Origin of the sequence: Candidatus Chlorohelix sp., assembly GCF_037138995.1 — a bacterium.
Taxonomy (GTDB): domain Bacteria; phylum Chloroflexota; class Chloroflexia; order Chloroheliales; family Chloroheliaceae; genus Chlorohelix.
This window is the reverse complement of record NZ_JBAXHI010000015.1, coordinates 46,473-64,397: the sequence shown is the minus strand read 5'-3', so window position 1 is coordinate 64,397 and position 17,925 is coordinate 46,473. Positions and strand designations below refer to the sequence as shown.

Here is a 17,925-nt window from a genome sequence, read left to right as displayed (position 1 = left end):
TACAGTCGCAACCCACCGGAACATAATGTTCTACATAATTTCCACTAACGTCAGAATTTCGTAGTATCTTTTGAAAAAAGGCTCAAGTAGATAAACCTGTTGCAAGGTCAGGAGGTTTTTAGTTTCTCCAATTTTATAACTTATAGAGGATTAGTACGTTTTATTAATCAGAAAGCAAAATATTTAACTTTTCAAAGAGGTTAATATGAAAACTCCCCTAATCCGATTTGTATCAATCCTTCTTTTTACCGCGCTGCTGTTGCCACCCTTTACACAGCCCATTTATGCCACACAACCTTTTAAAATCTGGGAAGCAACCGCACTGGCTATCAAAGATAGCGAGTCCTATTGCCTTGATACCGGGCAACCGAATCGTATGCTGGTTTATCAGTATGACGCAGCCACTACCACTTTAAAAGAGACTTACTTGGCTGATTTGAAAACCGGGCAGCGCACTTTTCTAAATAGCCATGCCTTTTCACAGTGCGCCCCTAACGGCATTGTTTACGCTGACCCACAAGACCGCAACGATCCGGGCGTTTTTCGTTACAGTACCCTAGAAGCGGGTGAATCTAAGCTCGCCTACAAACCCTCCTTCCTTGCGCTCGATGGCAGTCGCTACCTTTACAACTTTACCCCGGTTTTTAACAACGAAAGTCAAAAATCAAAAATTCTGGTGAGCCAAGATGGGGGCTTGAACTGGCAAGAGATAGGGCAGCAATTTAACGGGATGGTACGCTCCTTTGTCATAGCTAACAGTGATGCCCGTTCAGCTTACGCGCTGGTACAAAACCCGCTTACCGGGTCTGATGGGATGCGAAATATTGCGATTTATCTCACGCAAGATGCCGGCGCAAGCTGGAGTAAACGTTTTGAAGGAACTGCCCTCTATGATTACTCACGCGCCGGTATTGCGGTTTACCTGTCCAATCTAAGCGAGAATCCACAAACACCCGTAAACGTTATCGGGCTTATATATGAGGGAGGTGGGTTCGGTTCCAGCAATGTACGAGAACTAAAAGTATCCGTCAACGGCGCGGCTTCCTTTACATCGCTAGGCTTCAACAGAATGTCAAGCGCGGTAACAGCCTATTACAGCAATGGGAAATTGCTACGAGTTAGCAAAGGGTATCCTTATAGCCCGGCTAATACCAAACTGGATTATTCAAGTGATGGAGGTGCAAATTGGCAAAATTTGAGCTTACCGGATGAATTGACAAGCGGTAACGATTTTGGTACTTTTTTGCAATTTTACCAATCGCCAGTAGTCTCATCCAACATCTACGTCAGCCGCAAGGAAGGGGTATGGATGTCGCCTGATTTGGGGCAAACATGGCAAAAAATTACGGGCAACCCCCCCGGTCTGGGGCTTATGTTTTCACCTTACGCGCCCTCCCGAATTTATACTTTGGGAGAAGATCGGCGTTTTTACAGTCTGGATGTCTCCGAATACGATAAATCGCTTACAGCAGTAGAGCCTGATAACGACCTTTCCGGTGGGAATTTCTTCTTCCCCCAAACGGGGCATAATCTGAACGGGATATTCAAACAATACTGGCGAGACAAAGGTGGGCTGATGCAATTCGGCTACCCGCGCACCGAGCCTTTCTATGAGGTCAATCCTGCCGATGGTAAAATCTATCTGGCGCAGTATTTCGAGCGCAACCGTTTTGAATACCATCCCGAATTGTCCGGCACTCCCTACGAAGTGATGCTTGGTTTGTTGGGCAACCAGATAACCGAACCGTTGCGCCAAGCCGGACATGGGGCGTTTAACCGCTTTGAGAATATGCGCTATCCCGGCGCAACATGGTTCCCCGAAACCGGGCATAACCTACGCAACTCTTTTAAAGCTTATTGGGAAAGTCACGGCGGGTTGTTTATATACGGCTACCCAATCAGCGAGGAATATTACGAGCTTAACCCGGATGACGGGAAGAACTACGTGGTGCAATACTTTGAGCGGGCGCGTCTCGAATGGCATCCTGAGTTAAGCGGAACCCCATTTGGAGTGTTGATGGGCTTGCTAGGTAATGCTCTATTAAGAAACAAGGGTTGGCTATAATTAAAACAAGGGGCTTAAGCCCCTTGCCTGAACCCCTCTCTTTTTACAGGAGAGGGGTTTTGTTATTTCAAGGTCGAATTGCTCGGTAGTAGGCGGCTTACTGCCCGACTTTAACGCAATTCATCACGTTACGTCCGCTGTGGGTTATTATCTCTTTACCGCTAGTAAAGCCATGTATATAGATACCATAGAGCGTTGCGCCGAACAAATTCAAACCATTTACTGAACCAGTTGCTCCGGTAATCTCAATCGCAGGCCCATTTGTGGAACAGCTACCAATAATAGTTACTCCTGGAGGAACATCGGGTAATGCTCCAGATACTGTAACATTCCCCGTGATTTTAATTATGTCACCGGATACTGCATTAGTTAAAGCATCGGTCAAGGTGGTAGCGTCTGTAACAGGTCTCTCGGTACCGCCTGTAGTTAGTACACCCGCTTCTGCCGAAGGGTCTGAAGTTCCGGCATTGATAGCTTTTACCCGGTACAGGTATATCTTACCTGCGGTTAGACCGGTATCGTCGAAACTATTGGGGGGGGGAGTGGGAGTGCCGACTTGCGTCCAACTCGAATCTACACCCAATTGCAGCCGCTCTACCGCATAACTGGTAGGAGTACCGGATGGAGCAGTCCAGTTCACCGTCAGAGTAGAGCCAGTAACACTTGTTAAGTTAACGGCTGTGGGCGGGGCAAGCGCGGTGGTAAACGACGTTGGAGTTTCCCCCACCCCTTTTCCCGCCGAAAACGCCTGTACTTTTACATTATTATAGGTTGTATTTGGCGTAAGACCATTTACTATATAACTGCCTTTAGAGCCGGTGCCGCTTACAGGTCCGACGGTATATGTTGAAGCCCCGATGATGATATTGTAACCGTCTTCAAAAGTTGAAGTATCCGTCCACTCGATCTTTTCGCTAGTGCTTCCGTTAGGAGTAGCAGTCACCCCAGTTGGAGCATTAGGGGCTGTCTCAGAATACAAGAGGTTGGAATAATCCGAGTAAATAGTACCTTCAGTTGAGCCGGGAACGGTTTTATATGCCCTTACCCGATAAAAGAAACCGTATTCACCCGCGGGAGAAATCGTAGCATCTGTATAGCTGTTAGTTCCCGGAGTTCCTTTTACAGTAAAAGTAGAAGTGGCGGTTAAACTTGCCCGCTCAACTGAGAAGCCTGTATTAGCCGCTGAACCGGCAGTCCAGCCTAAAACAATAGAAGTTGTAGTGGATGTGGTAGATTGCAAAAGGGTAGGCGGAAGCAACACGGTAAAGTCATGAACAGTAGGAGAGAGCAAATTACCAAGTGGAGTCCCCATCGCCGTCACCCTATATTCATAGCCCGTAGCTTCAGTTAGCCCGGAGTCAATAAAAGGATTAGCTGCATTGCTGCTAATTGTAGCCCATGAACCACCTGCCGCCGGGTAAGGGCGACGTTCAACCTTGAAAGCGGTAGCATGGGGGGAATTATTTTGCCACGATAGAGTCAGGGAAGTAGCTGTTTTAGAGAAGGTCAGGTTCGAGGGCGCGGCATCATAGTAACCGCCCCCTGTTGCTCTTAAGATTGATAACTTGAAATCTGCAGTAGCTTGATTGTAAGTCTTCTTGCCTCCAATTACCAAAGTATTGTTGTCCCAAGCAATACTGGCATCAAAAACACAGTAGCCGCCATCAAAAGCCACGCAACCGGAAGCGTTAGTATCGGCAGCAGTAGGGTTATTAGGGTCGGGACCAAAAGTAGCGCCGCCATCGGTGGTATAGGCGTAATACATCCCGCGAATGAGAACAGGGAAAGCTATATAAATTGAACCATCGCCGGTTCCAACTGCCGAAAAAGCCTTTATTATATTATTATTATAATAAGGAGGATTCGTGCCAGCCAAAGAACCAGTTACACAAGACTTAGTCGGTGAATTAGTGTTAACAACATTATCACCGGCAGCACCGCTCCAGCCTACGGATGCTGTATATTTAATCATGCTTAGGCAATTATAACCGGAAAAGACATAGCCGTTACCCTTGTTATCAACCGCAACCGCGGGCCATTGGGCAGAATGGTCGAGGTTATAGGAATAAACTGGACCCCAAACTCCATTTGGGTTGCGATCCATTACTTTGATACATTTATAATTTGTCATGGGCCCCCAGTCTAGACCGCATTGGTACGCTAAAAACAGGCTGCCGTCTTTATCAACCACCATAGAGGGATACCTGAATGAGTATTTAGTGGTTGAAACCCCGGCATTGGTGGGGGTGCTGCCCCAAGTATAGTTAGGGCTAGAACCGCTGGTCTCAGTTACATCTATACGCCAGTATGCATCCACCAAATCCCTAATATTGTAAGCCAGATACAACTTATCAGGACCGGTTGGGTATAAACTAGAAGTAAGCGATACATATTGGCAGTCAAAACTACCGCACACATTATTCATTATTTGCGTGCGAGAGACTTCTGCATAGCTAGAACCGTTCCAAGAATATCTAACATAGTACATTGTGCCGTTGATAGTTTTTTTCATGTTGGAGGTGGTATAGACGATGTGAAGGTAGCCGTTGCGGTCAAAAGCCCCGCTAAAATTTGTGTAGGGTACACCGTTATAAGCCCAACTGGTTACCGTTACATAGCTGTTATAGGTATCATGACTGGAGAAAAAGAAAACCCCTCCGGTTGCAGTTGCAGATTCGCCCTGAGTAGGGTTGCCGCAACAATAAGCGCCTATCACTACTACATTATGTCGTATGGGATCTATTAGAGTTTGTGGACCATTACCCACAGCCTTAAGAGTATTGGTGGGAGCTATTAGAGGAGCGCTCCAAGATACAGCAGCATTGGTTTGGGTAGAAATGTTGAAAAAGGCGATAAAGGCTATCAGTAACAGGGCTAAGCCGCCGATTAAAAAGATGCGGCGGGGCAAACGAGGCGATTCGGTTCTAACCATGAAATAAACTCTCCTCTAAAGGTTGCCACAAATGACAATCTCTGATAATTCATGCAGCTTGGAAGCAGCCTGTGAAGCTCAAGCACAGCCTCATGCTACAATCCCTCTTAGTTCATTTGTACAGAAGCTTTAAAGATTATCGTATCGAGCATAGCACAAAGCTAATTTTCGGTTGTCAGACATGCATACAATAAAATTTCCAATAAGCAAACCAATATAGCTTCCTTACGGACTAATTTTTATTATAACATACCTGAAAAAGCATGGTTTCAGCATAAAAGGGGCTTTAAGAACAAAAACCAATCAGAATTAGGCGAAAAGTACTATGACTCCATTAAGTGAAACGGTATTTTCTGACAAGTTGAACAGGGCTGTTGCAAGAAAGAAATTGTCCTCTATAAAACGATTCTCAAAGGGGTTTGGGCAAGGGCGCGAGGTGATTTTGTAGGGGCGTGGCTCGACACGCCCTCTTTGGGAGGCACAAATCTCATGGGATTGGGGCAATCGTGGGAAGGGCAACTTGGAATACCGACCTTGCCATTGCCCTGACAAGTTGAATATGTAGCTTGTCAGCGAACCAAACAAACGGTTATAATTAACCGACTAATACCCGTAAAGACTGCTCAAAATTCATTCTCAGCGAATAAGCTCGAGGAAATCCAAATGAATTTAATGTTCTTCAGTTTGCTGGTTGGCAAATCTATACTTGACAGAAATGGAGAGAAGATTGCCAGCCTTAAAGATTTGATTGTGCGTATAAATCCAATCGTTGGTAAAAGCGAGGAGAAATACCCACCCCTAGCCGGGATATTGGCACATTCGAATAGCCGGGAATTCTGGATTCCTGCTGCACAGGTGCAAGAGTTTGAGCAGGGTAAAATCAGGCTCTACGATGCTAAGGTGAGCCTTGAGCGATTTGAACGCCGAGATGGCGAAATTCTACTATACAAGGATGTGCTGGATAAACAGTTGGTAGATGTTGAGGGGCGGAGAGTTATTCGGGTAAATGATTTGGCATTGGGCAACGCGCCCAACGAAATAACGCCCCGTTTGGTGGGTGTAGATATTTCTTTTCAAGCGTTGGTACGGCGCATTCTACCGTTTGGCGGAACCCCCAGAGTGAGTCGTTTGAGCCGAAATGAAAACCTGCTTGACTGGGCAGATGTGGAGTATTTTGCCAGCAGCGCGCCGAGTGTGCGTCTCAATGTTTCGCATGAACGCTTGGCAAAAATGCACCCAGTGGATATAGCGCGATTGCTGGATGAGCTTTCCTATGTACAGGGCGCAGAAATTGTGAACGCGCTTGATGATGAAACTGCCGCCGATGCGCTTGAAGAGATGAACCCGGATTATGCTGCCGATATTCTAGAAGGTTTGAGTGAAGACCGCGCCGCCGATATTCTGGAAGAGATGCAGCCGGACGATGCTGCCGATGTTATTGCAGATTTGGACGAAAATAAAGCGCAAGCATTACTTGAATTGATGGAAGAAGAAGAATCAGAAGAGGTGCGAGAACTGCTGGCGTATGACGAGGATGCCGCTGGTGGTATCATGACCAATGATTTCCTGATGTTGCCTGAAAATCTTGGCGCATCGGAAGCCCTCCAAGCGATTCGTGAAGTTGAAACCCAACCCGAATTTGTAGATTATATTTATGTGGTTGAAGCAGATAGTGAAAAACTGGTGGGTGTAGCGGCACTTCGGGACGTTGTTTTCTGCCAACCACGCACCACCCTGCTTTCTGAATTAATTGTACGTGATTATATAAGCATGAAAACCGATTCAAAAGCGGAAGATGCCGCGGCGGTATTAGCAGATTACGGCTTTCGTGCCTTGCCAGTGCTTAATGAGGAGGGCGAAATCAAAGGTATAATTACGTTTGATGACGCGCTTGACCTAATTTTACCTGAAGATTTACGGCGACGCCTGCCGAATATTTTTAAGAACCATCGCGGTATGGTAAGTTTTGTCAAAAAATAAAAGAAGGGTGTCGTGGCAAAAGAAAATCAGGACAAGGTAGGAAATGTAATTACAACTCCCAATGAAACACCCGAAAAGAATGAGCCGCGTCCGGTAAGAAAAGGGCGGTTTTTCTTTTTTCTTGGTATGCTGGGTCCCGGATTAATCGCGGCAAACGCAGGGAATGATGCCGGAGGAATTGCTACCTATAGCCAAATGGGGGCGCAATACGGTTATAACCTCCTATGGGTGATGATTGTCATTACCTTTTCGCTGGGAGTAGTACAGGAAATGTGCGCCCGGTTGGGAGCTGCAACTGGTAAAGGCTTAAGTGCGTTGGTTCGTGAAAATTTCAGTATCCGTTGGACTACCTTCTTGATGTTGGCACTCCTGATTGCCAATGCCGGAACAACAATTTCGGACTTTATCGGTATCGCCGCCGCGATGGGTATCTTTGGTGTTCCCGCTTGGATTAGCGCTCCCGTTGCCGGGCTAACGCTCTGGTTTTTTATTGCACGCGGTTCTTACGGTAGAGCGGAAAAAATCTTCCTGTTTATGACCTTTGCCTTTTTTGCTTATGTATTCGCCGCAATTGTAGGGCATCCTAATTGGGGAGAAGTTATTACCCATTCCTTGACCCCGACCATAAAAAGTGATAGCGCATACATTCAGACCATTATGGCTGCAATAGGCACAACCATTACCCCATATATGCAATTGTTTTTGCAAAGCGCGGTAGTGGAAAAAGGGGTGACGATGCGAGATTATGGCTACCAAAGATTGGAAGTTTATCTGGGGTCTATCTTCTCAAATACAATCTCCGCCTTTATTATAATTGCTTGCGGCGCTACAATTTTTATGAGCAGCCCAATCGTGAATGGGGAGCATCAGGGCGTGGAAATTAATACCGCCAGTGATGCAGCCAAAGCACTTGAGCCGCTTTTGGGTAGCTACGCTACACAGGTGTTCGCGTTAGGATTATTAGGCGCATCGTTGCTTGCCAGTGGGGTGTTGCCGCTAGCTACTTCCTATTCCATTTGTGAAGCATTCGGTTTTGAAAACGGTATTTCATTCAAATGGAAAGAAGCCCCCGTTTTTTGGAGTATTTTTACCTTCTTGATAGTTGCCGGAGTCGGTGTCACTATTATTCCCGGAGTTTTAGATTATACAGTAACGATTTTGTTGGTAATCCAGATTGTCAACGGTATGATTTTGCCTTTAATACTGGTAGCTATTTTATTGCTCATCAACAAAAAATCCTTGATGGGCAAATATATCAACGGTAAAATTTACAACATAATAGCATGGACAACCGCGGTTGGGGTTGGGATTCTTTCAGTTATACTCCTGACCGTAACTATTCTCGGACTTTTCAATATAAACATATTGCCTTCATAACACAGTATAATTTGCCTTTTTTAGCGGTTAGCGATGGCTTTACCCTCAATCTAATGGATTAAAGCGTGTGATAAAAGCCCTTCACTGTAATTCTCAAACTCATATCTTTCACAATTTGCAAGATTTGGATGAGATTAGCGACCTGTTGAGCGATAGCAACAATTTCTTCTGGCTGGATCTCGCTTCCCCCACCGAAGAAGAATTAGGTATGGTGGCAAAGGAGTTCAACTTCCACCAATTAGCCATCGAAGATGTGACCCACCGTCTCCAGCGTCCCAAGATTGAAGAATACGAAAACTATTTTCTGGGAATCTTTTACTCTATCAGTTTGCAGGAAGAATTTAAGGAACTGGCTTTCCGGGAACTAGCTTTATTTATCGGCGCAAATTATTTTGTAACTGTTCATTATGAGCCAATCCCTGAATTGGCAGAAGCTGAGGCACGCTGGAAACGCAACAATTTGCAAGCAAGCAAAATGATAGGTCCAGTTGTCTATGCCTTATTGGATACGCTGGTAGATAACTATTTTCCGATTATGGATAAAATGGTTGATTATGCCGAAGAGTTAGAGGATGATATTTTTCAGGGCAATGGCATGCACACTAAAGTAACCGGCAAGTTGCTAGAGCTTAAAAAATTGTTTTTGCAAATGCGCCGAATAATAGCACCCGAACGCGATATTCTCAATGTGCTGACCAATCGCGATAACCGGATTTTTGGGGACGATGCCCTGTTTTACTTTCGGGATGTTTATGACCACCTCACCCGTGTCACCGATACCCTTGACCTGTACCGCGACCAAATCGGTAGCACGATGGAAGCAAATCTATCGGTTGCCTCAAACGATCTCAATAGCGTGATGCGTACTCTTACTGCTTTTTCCATTATCCTCATGACCAATGCGATGATAGCCGGTATCTACGGGATGAATTTCGAGAATATGCCAGAACTCAAGTTGAGTTTCGGCTACTATGGCGCGTTAGCTTTAATGTTGGGGATTACCACAGGACTTGTATTTTATTTCAAAAGGAAGAAATGGCTTTGAACATTTCCGCTATTTTTCAAGCGAGATGTAGAGAAGCACTTCTAAAAAACGCACCTTATTCATAATAAATAAACCCGCCCCATAAGTGGAGCGGGTATGAGCCAGAATTATTTCAAGCAAGACCACCTGCGCTAGTTCCCGAAGATACAGAGACAGCCTCTTCGCGATGGAGCGCCTCAGTAATTTCAGCTATTTCTTCCTGGAACTTGGGAACACTTATTCTAGTAAACAGAGCAAGCGCCAGAGCCGTACCAATTGCCTGAGTGAGAAATACGAAGCCATAGCCCACGCTCAGGTTGTTGGGGAAAGCATTGAAGGCGAAATCGCGCAAGGCACCTGCGCCCAGATTAGCCAAGCCAGTTCCGAATGCCTGAGCAATACCCCAAACTCCGATGTATAAAGCCGCGTTCGCTTTATCGGTAATGTCCATCATTGTACCGATTAGACCGGGTACGCTAGTTCCCAAACCAATACCCATAATTATCAGACCAATGGTAAATATAGATTTATCGCCGGCAATCGTGGCATCCCAAGTTTTACGCGCCGCCGCGTAAGCCTCTTCGCTGATAAGACCGGAGGCATGAGCATTGTTGGCAGCATCATAAGCCTGAATTGCCGCCTGATCTACTTTGAAGATGAAACCGGAAATAGCTTGAAGAAGCATTCCGATAACTGCCAGACCTAAACCGCCATAAATTGAGTAGCGTTTATTTACCCAGAGGGTAACTACCCCTGCGACAATCATCGCCACCAGAATCGGTCCATTGAGGGTTGCCTGAATTGCGCTACGTTCTGCTACGGTCATGCGATATACATTACCAGCATATGCGGGCGCAAGGAGGTCACGCATAAAGGTAAAAGCGCAATAAACAAATAGGAAGCTCAGAAAAACCCGCGCTTGCCGGATACTGATAACTACCTTGAAAGCCTCCCTGAAATTTACGTAAGTGCGTTTGTGGTCAATTGCGCCTTCACGGCGTGGCTCTATCAAGGAGGTGCCGAAAGCCGAAAGGAACGCTAGAATCAGCAATATTGCGGGGAAGAGAAAAAGAAAAATAGGGTATAGGGCATTGTAATCGAAGCTACGCCCTTCTTTCTCCGGCAAAATAACTCGCCCAACAATTGAACTGATGATAATACCGGCGATTAGCATAGTCCAGCCGATAGAAGCGATAAAACCGCGCACTCGCTCGGAGGTGGTATCCACCAAAACAGCCAGCGCCGCAGTACCCATTATGGAAATACCGGTTCCGTTTATCAGGAACACCAGAATAGCTACAATAACCCAGAAAAAATTACTTTGATAGTTTCCGGTATTGGCTACTTCTCCGGTAACGCGATGGAAATTCGGGTCGCGCAATTGCTGCACCACCAGCAAGATGAGCGGGTATGAGCCAGCTAGAATCATGCCGCCAATTGCTATAAAAGGCGCTCGGTGCATTTTGAAAATGGAATAGCGATCTGACAAAGAGCCGATATAACTTCTAATAGGTTCAATGAAGTAGTGACTGCCCAGCAAAACGCCAACGAGAATAGCAGGTACGCCCAGTTCGTTTATCATTACCGGGTCGAGGATACTACTTATAATTCCGGCGGAGAAACCGGAAGCCACCTGAAACATCAGAACTAGGAAAAAAACCAGCCCAACCAGAAACTTGTTTTTTCTCGCTATTACCATATTGCTCATCTCCCGAGACTTATCGCTAAAGGCACAAAACACACTTCCCAAACATTGGTTATTCTTAAATAAGGGGCAACCCCTTCTACCTTCTTAAGTAGAAAGGGTTGGAATGCAAGGAAATTCAATTTAACCGGATTACTCGATTTTTTGAGGCTAGATAGCCGATTTATCAAGCGTTTCCAAAGCAGCCATAGCGCCACTTTTCTTATGATGGCGACGATTCACAAGCCATTTCAAAACGTATTGAGCGGCATTAAGCAAGTAGCTTACATAGGCTATTATTACCAACAACAACAGGGTTTTATGATCACTGACACCTAATAGCAAAGCTACCAAATAGATTGAGTGTGCAACCATAACAATGGTAGTAATAAAATCTTCCCAGAAAAATTGGGGGGCAAAATACCAGTGGTCGAAAACATCTTTCTCCCAAAACATTCCGGTAATGCACATGAAATAGAGAAAAAGAATTTTGAAAATAATTGTAGCATTGGTAATATCGAAGAGGCTATCAGAGAAGAAAGTGCCGATTACAAATCCGAGGCTTATTAGGAAAACCAGAAATTGAAAGGGTGCGCCCCAGATTTGTACTTTTGTCCAAACGCTGTTAGCTCTACGCGCGTACTGCTCAGGTGTGTAGGTACTCATCTTTTACCTTTTTGGATTTGATGTGAAAAATTCAGGCTTCTATAAAAATCTTACTAATGAAAAGAGGTGTAGTATGTAGTGGCAACTACAAAAGCTACACCTCAACGCCTAACCTGAAATTTAGAATAATATTCTTTTACTTATTCGGGGTGTTAAGTTTGGAACCAAGCTTTCCAAGTATCGTGCCACGATCAACCGGCAAGTCAAACTGAGATATTTCATGTTCTTCTTGGTCTTCTTCGAAAAAGGAAAAAGGCGCGCCGGGGCTGGAAGGACTAAGCGAATGTGCTTGAAAATAATTAGCATGCCAGACTGCGTGTATTTCAGCGCCTTGTTGAATTTCTTCCTCAGTAGGAGCCGTCGCTATCTCGGCAAGCCCGGTATAAAGCTTAATGCGTTCTTCTTCGGTGAAAAGTTCCTGCGGTACTTCATGACGCAAGTATTCTTCCATACGTGTGTAGAAGAGCGCACGCTCAATTACCGGGAAAGAACCATTTATCAGGCGAAGATTACCCAAATAAGCAATAGTACGCTGGCGAGGCTCCCCCGCGGTATTTTTATAGCTTTGAACGAGATAAGCATCGTAAAAGGTAATTTTAGCTAGGTCTTCGTTCTTGTGCCGTCTGATTACCCACTTTACATACATATAATTCTATGTCCCCTAGACCGTTTGTTTATCCGGCTCGTGAGTTGCAAATTTTACTTCAACTTCATCCGAAGAGGTGTTCGGTTGCAGATAAAACCAGTATAGCAATGAGAATCGGGGGTTTTATGTAGTTGGGACTACCAAACTAGGGTTTAAAGCATGCCATCCGCAGATTTAATTAAAGCGTTGGAAGGTTAGCACCTCCCTAGAATCGTAGTTCAAGCTACAGACTGACTTTCTGTTTACCTATAAGCTATTGGTAATCAACTCGTATCGGCTGTTTGCCAGTTTTTACTGTTTTTTTGCTATCCTTATTTTTACCCATAAAGGGTACTGTGTTTTAGTATCCGGGGAGATGCCATTATGCGAGTCATTCTATATGTAGGTAAAGGTGGGGTAGGAAAAACCACTATATCAGCGGCTACGGCTGTACGCGCCGCCCAAATGGGTTATCGTACATTGGTAGTTAGCACGGATACGGCACACAGTTTAGCGGATGCCTTTGATTTAAACCTCAAATCAGTTCCCGATAAAATAGCAGATAACCTTTGGGCGCAAGAGATAAACGTGTTGGATGAAGTGCGCTCGAATTGGGGCAAATTGGAAAGCTATTTTGCTAACATTCTCAAGAAAAAAGGTGCTGATGACGTTATCGCTGAGGAATTGGCGCTGCTTCCGGGTATGGATGAATTAATCAGTTTGCTTCAAATCCTTCGGCATAGCCGAAGTGGTGAATTTGATGTTATTTTTATTGATGCTGCCCCTACCGGCGAAACTGTCCGGCTTTTGAGTATGCCTGATATGTTCACTTGGTATTCGGATAGGGTTGCAAGCTGGCATAATAGCACTATGAAACTGGCAGGGGCTTTAATCAAACCGTTAATGCCTCGCAACAATGTTTTCGATGCAATACCCGATATAACCCAGCAGGTTGAGTTGCTGCGTACCACGCTTACCAGCCCTAAACAAGCCTCTTATCGGATAGTAGTTAATCCTGAAAAGATGGTGGTTAAGGAAGGGCAACGAGCCGCTACCTATTTAAGCCTTTTTAATTATCCGGTAGATGCAATTGTCTCGAACCGCATTTTACCTGAAAATAGCTCTGATGCGTTTTTCTCAGGAATATGCGAAAGGCAAAGGGAATATCGGGATTTGATTTATAGCAGTTTTGCGCCACTCCCCATTCTGGAAGTACCTATGAAGGGACATGAGGTTACCGGGATTAAAGCACTTGGTGAACTAGGAATGGAGATATACGGGGAGCAAGACCCTACGGAGTCGTTGTATAGTGGCAAAACGCAAGAAATCGTCAAAATTGACGGGGAATATATTTTACAGCTTGCGCTTCCTAACCTTGAAGTGGACAAAGTGAATATGGTTAAGAAGGGTGACGAACTGTTCGTTGAAATTGGTAATTTCAAACGGGATTTATTGTTACCACATGCGTTAGCAGCGCGAAACGCCAAATCAGCGCGTTTCAAAGATGGAATACTGCACGTACACTTTTCTAATTAACTGGATAGAGAGGTTTTGCAAAAGATGGGTACCAGAGTCATAATTTATAGCGGTAAGGGTGGGACAGGCAAAACTACCATTAGCGCCGCAAGCGCCAGCCTAATTGCCAGCCGTGGGAAAAAAGTGCTGATTATGTCCAGCGACCCCGCACACTCTCTGTCCGATGTTATTGGGAAAGCGATAAGCCGAGATGAATTGACCGAACTTGCGCCCAACCTATACGGTCTGGAAGTAGATACAGTTTACGAGATGCGGAAAAGCATGGGCGGGTTTCAGAAATTTATGGCAAACGCCTATGAAGGACGCGGCGTGGATAGTAGTGTTGCTGCCGAACTCAGCAACCAGCCAGGTATGGACGAAATTCTTGCGCTAAATCGTTTGCTGATAGAATACAAGAGCAACAAGTGGGATTGTATAATTGTTGATACTGCCCCCACCGGCAATACTTTGCGTTTATTGGCTTATCCCGAAATGATTATTGGAGGGACTAGCGGCAAAAACTTCTTCAAAGTTTACCGTGGTTTCAGTAGTTTTGTGCGCCCTTTCCGACAACAAACTCCTAATGATGAGTTTTTCAAGGAAGTAAACAAACTAATGGAGATGATGAATGACCTAAGCGCCTTCATCGTAGCCGACGATGTCTCAGTTCGTTTGGTGTTAAATCCTGAAAAACTGCCGGTAATGGAAACAAAACGTGCTTACACCTTTTTAAGCCTCTATGGCATTAAGATGGACTCGGTTATAATCAACAAGATTTTACCCAAAGAAAAACAGCTTGGAGCCTACTTTGATTATTGGGTGGAGTTACAAGCAAAGTATATCAAAGAAATCGAAGATAGTTTTAACCCCATGCCCATCTTTGGCTCTATACTGGAAGATGAAGAACCGATAGGAGTTAAAAAACTAACGCCAGTTGCAGAAAAACTTTTTGGAGCATCTGACCCAATGCAAAAGTTGTACGACCATCCGCTTATTTGGCTAGAAGAAATGCCCACAAATCCGCGTGCGCCTAAAGAAACGCATCGAAGGCTTTGTGTGCGTTTGCCTTTCATTGATGAGCAGGACGAATTATACATCGAACATAACGGTACTGATGTAAATGTAACCGCAGGACGAATACAAAGAGCGGTTTCCCTACCAAGGGTTTTAGTACACAGCGATTTGGTTAGCTTTTATTACGAGGATGGTATTCTCAAAATGGAGTTTTCTGAAAAGCCTCCCGAAGAAATTGCGTGGACAGATGACCCTTTTTTCGTAGGAAGTAACAATTAAGTATGAAACAAAGAGCCAAGTTCTAGACCTGGCTCTTTTAGTTTATCCCTTATTTTTTTCCGGCTTCGCGTTCGACCTTACGACGATCACGTAATTTCTTGCCTTTGGCACGATGCTTTTGAATAGCTACCTTCTTGCGTTTATTCATTTTATCCTCCTGACTATATTTTGAAGTTTCTATTAATGTTCAGTTACTATTCATTCTCCGGTCTTGGTCGAAAAGGCGGTCTGGAACGATAATTGCCATCATTCCCACTATCGCCATTTCCATCACCGGACGGTCTCGGACGGTAGCCACCTTCATTACCGCTATCGGGTCTGGGACCTAATCCACCGTTAAAACCGGATGGTCTGCCCCCACCAGGTCTAGGAGGTCTGCTTCCCCCGCCGCCATTAAACGGTCGTCTTCCACCGCCACCGGGTCTTCGAGGCGCGGAGGGTTTAAGCGACCACCATTTCTTGATAGCATGCCGTTGCAGTATAGTTTTAATACCGCTATTCAATTCGACAATTTTTATTATGCTATTATCTGCGCCATCAACTGTACCTAATAGAGTTTCACCATTCATGAGCAAGAAACCCATTTGTGGGCGGCGTTCGTGCTTTAGTGTCTCTTGTAAGCGGGAACTGGTGCTACGTGCATAATCGCTAAATTCATCAACCGGAATGCCAAAATATTCAGCTAAGGAATTGCGAGAATTTGTATCTCCAGCATGTTTCTCCAATTCAATAGCGTGGATATAATGCTCAGGCAGACCTAATTCAATAGCTACCTCTCGCGGGGTAATTCCATCCTTCAGAGCGCGAAGATAAATTATATACGAACCGAGGCTCATAATTTTATTCGCCTCCCTTACCTTCGTTAGCCTCAGCAAAAGCATCTGCCTTACGGTAGAAAGCCATTGCCAATTTGCGTAGAATAACTTCCTGCTTGGTTGTCTGATCAATGATATGGACGGTAAAAGGAGTAAAATCTACCACCACGCCGGTAAACTCTTTGCCGTTCAAAAATGTAAAGGTTAGAGGCACTTTTAAATCGCGTTGCTTACGCAAATAAGCAGACTCAATGTCTCCCAACTGCTCGGCGGTATATTTCATTACCGGTTTAGATTGCTCACCGCTTTCCTTAGCATCTCCGTTGCTTTTCACTTCCGCCTTGCTAGTAGGGCGAGGAGCAGAAGGAGCAGGACGAGGCGCTGGAGTATTAGAAATCGCCGGACGTGGTGTAAAATTGCCGGGAGCAGCTTGGGTGGGTCGAGGAGCCGGATTATTATTCAGCCGTGGCGTAAGCTGACTAGGAGCCGACTGCGACGAATTTTGTGGAAAGAACTCATCAATGGGAAGGTTATAGTAGGCGGCAAATTTTTGGCGTTCAACATCGGTAGGTTCGCGTTCGCCTTCTTCTAATTGAATAATGCGATCACGACTGATTTTCAAGTCCGCGGTTAGATCTACGTAACCCTTTTTGTGTTGTTTTTTTAGTTCTTTGATCTTGCGACCAAAATTGAATGCCTCAGATGAAGACATCTGGCAGCGCCTCCATATAGAAGTCCTTCCTTGGAAAAGCTATTTCGCCTGCGCCATTTGCAAGATAGGAATAATAAAACCTACTAGCGGAGGATTCGGCGCAAAATTAAAAAAGAAAGACCCCTCTAAATTATTTAACCTGATCAACTGGTTTGTGAAAAAAGCCAATGGAATCACTGGCTTTCTCGCGACCGGATTAGCCACATGATAGCCTACCCTCAAATGCTTGTCAACCTAAGAGAATTTTATTGCTAAGAAGTATGCGTTTAGCTCAAACTTCTCGCAAAGAGATACAGCAAGTGTGCCAATTTAAAGTATTTCTAGATTCACCGTAGGGTCCTTAGAAAGGGCATCTATTTGAAACAAATTTTCCCTGCTGCTGGATTTTCCACAATTTGATATTTTAGACAATGCGCGTATAATGAGGCGATTATATCCGGCTTAATACGAATGACGGTTAGAAGTGCAAATAGTGCTTAGTTTTTTGGTGGCAGTTCAATTCCTCACGACTCTGCCCATACCCTTACGACGGCAGGCAAGTTCAGAAGATGTAGGCAGGGCAGTTCGCTATTTCCCGATTGTAGGGTTGTGGCTAGGAGTAATGTTAGCTAGTTTGAACTGGCTACTTACCTTTTTTTTGCCTGCAAATATCGTTGCTACCTTACTTGTAGCAACATTACTTGCCCTTACCGGGGCGCTTCACTTTGACGGTTTTCTAGATTCATGCGATGGTATGTTTGGCTACCGCACCCCAGAGAGGCGGCTCGAAATTATGCGAGACAGCCATGTTGGAAGTTTCGCGGTTGCCGGTGGTTGGGTTTTATTAACGCTTAAATATGTCGCGCTCCTCAATATTCCCTTCGACCTGATGACACCTGCCCTATTATTGGCTCCGGTATTGGGGCGGTGGGCGCTGGTCACAGCGGTGGTTATATTTCCATACGGGCGGGATAGCGGGTTGGGTGTTCTGTTCAAGCAGCACACCGGAAAGCTGGAAATGGCGCTGGCAGGGCTAGGAGTGCTGCTATTTTCCGTATTAACACTGCGACTATTTGGAGTGGCGCTGGTATTAGCCACTTTCGTTTTTGCTTATCTTTTTGGTAAGTATGTAATGAGCAAACTGCCTGCCGGTTTAACGGGCGATAGCTATGGGGCTGTAACCGAATCCAGCGAGACTCTCGTTTGGCTTATTATCGGGACTGCGGCAGGTGTGATAAAATCCATATGGTTTCTGTGA

13 protein-coding genes are annotated in these 17,925 nt (G+C 45.1%); 7 read left to right on the top strand and 6 right to left on the bottom strand.

All coding sequences use genetic code 11. The features are described from left to right. Nucleotides 1–205 precede the first annotated feature (205 nt). Entirely contained in the window at nucleotides 206–2,065 is a 1,860-nt protein-coding gene (locus WCK19_RS08945) for a hypothetical protein (protein ID WP_342397038.1), read from the top strand. 97 nt (nucleotides 2,066–2,162) lie between these two features. Here WCK19_RS08945 and WCK19_RS08940 read toward each other — a convergent pair whose 3' ends face one another. Next, on the bottom strand, nucleotides 2,163–4,997 hold the full coding sequence (locus WCK19_RS08940) for a fibronectin type III domain-containing protein (protein ID WP_342397037.1): 2,835 nt from the start codon (nucleotides 4,995–4,997) through the stop codon (nucleotides 2,163–2,165). A gap of 663 nt (nucleotides 4,998–5,660) precedes the next feature. Between WCK19_RS08940 and WCK19_RS08935 the strand changes: the two genes are divergently transcribed. The 3 genes from WCK19_RS08935 to corA all read left to right on the top strand — a co-directional run bounded on the left by WCK19_RS08935 (nucleotide 5,661) and on the right by corA (nucleotide 9,399). After that, on the top strand, nucleotides 5,661–6,977 hold the full coding sequence (locus WCK19_RS08935) for a CBS domain-containing protein (RefSeq protein WP_342397036.1): 1,317 nt from the start codon (nucleotides 5,661–5,663) through the stop codon (nucleotides 6,975–6,977). Nucleotides 6,978–6,989: 12 nt separating this feature from the next. Next, on the top strand, nucleotides 6,990–8,354 hold the full coding sequence (locus tag WCK19_RS08930; protein WP_342397035.1) for an Nramp family divalent metal transporter: 1,365 nt from the start codon (nucleotides 6,990–6,992) through the stop codon (nucleotides 8,352–8,354). Nucleotides 8,355–8,421: 67 nt separating this feature from the next. Further along, nucleotides 8,422–9,399, top strand: a complete 978-nt coding sequence (gene corA, locus WCK19_RS08925) for a magnesium/cobalt transporter CorA (RefSeq protein WP_342397034.1) — start codon at nucleotides 8,422–8,424, stop codon at nucleotides 9,397–9,399. A 112-nt stretch (nucleotides 9,400–9,511) separates the two neighbouring features. Here corA and WCK19_RS08920 read toward each other — a convergent pair whose 3' ends face one another. The 3 genes from WCK19_RS08920 to WCK19_RS08910 form a co-directional block, all read right to left on the bottom strand. Further along, entirely contained in the window at nucleotides 9,512–11,077 is a 1,566-nt protein-coding gene (locus WCK19_RS08920; RefSeq protein WP_342397033.1) for an MFS transporter, read from the bottom strand. A 156-nt stretch (nucleotides 11,078–11,233) separates the two neighbouring features. Continuing rightward, nucleotides 11,234–11,728, bottom strand: coding sequence for a 2-vinyl bacteriochlorophyllide hydratase (bchF, locus tag WCK19_RS08915; protein ID WP_342397032.1), 495 nt, complete (start codon nucleotides 11,726–11,728; stop codon nucleotides 11,234–11,236). A gap of 136 nt (nucleotides 11,729–11,864) precedes the next feature. Further along, the gene (locus WCK19_RS08910) at nucleotides 11,865–12,374 is read right to left on the bottom strand and encodes a hypothetical protein (protein ID WP_342397031.1); all 510 of its coding nucleotides are present in this window, start codon (nucleotides 12,372–12,374) and stop codon (nucleotides 11,865–11,867) included. Between the two features lie 363 nt (nucleotides 12,375–12,737). On the opposite strand from WCK19_RS08910, the gene WCK19_RS08905 reads away from it, so the two are divergent. Both WCK19_RS08905 and WCK19_RS08900 read left to right on the top strand, forming a co-directional pair. Further along, a complete protein-coding gene (locus tag WCK19_RS08905; RefSeq protein WP_342397030.1) occupies nucleotides 12,738–13,889 on the top strand; it encodes an ArsA family ATPase in 1,152 nt (383 codons plus the stop codon). 24 nt (nucleotides 13,890–13,913) lie between these two features. After that, nucleotides 13,914–15,161 (top strand): ArsA family ATPase, encoded by a 1,248-nt coding sequence (locus tag WCK19_RS08900; protein ID WP_342397029.1) that lies wholly within the window; start codon nucleotides 13,914–13,916, stop codon nucleotides 15,159–15,161. 194 nt (nucleotides 15,162–15,355) lie between these two features. On the opposite strand, the gene WCK19_RS08895 is transcribed toward WCK19_RS08900, so the two are convergent. Both WCK19_RS08895 and WCK19_RS08890 read right to left on the bottom strand, forming a co-directional pair. Continuing rightward, nucleotides 15,356–15,997 (bottom strand): helix-turn-helix domain-containing protein, encoded by a 642-nt coding sequence (locus tag WCK19_RS08895; protein ID WP_342397028.1) that lies wholly within the window; start codon nucleotides 15,995–15,997, stop codon nucleotides 15,356–15,358. Nucleotides 15,998–16,001: 4 nt separating this feature from the next. Continuing rightward, complete coding sequence (locus tag WCK19_RS08890; RefSeq protein ID WP_342397027.1) at nucleotides 16,002–16,688, bottom strand: helix-turn-helix transcriptional regulator; 687 nt, start codon at nucleotides 16,686–16,688, stop codon at nucleotides 16,002–16,004. A gap of 472 nt (nucleotides 16,689–17,160) precedes the next feature. On the opposite strand from WCK19_RS08890, the gene cobS reads away from it, so the two are divergent. Continuing rightward, on the top strand, nucleotides 17,161–17,925 hold the full coding sequence (cobS, locus tag WCK19_RS08885) for an adenosylcobinamide-GDP ribazoletransferase (RefSeq protein ID WP_342397026.1): 765 nt from the start codon (nucleotides 17,161–17,163) through the stop codon (nucleotides 17,923–17,925).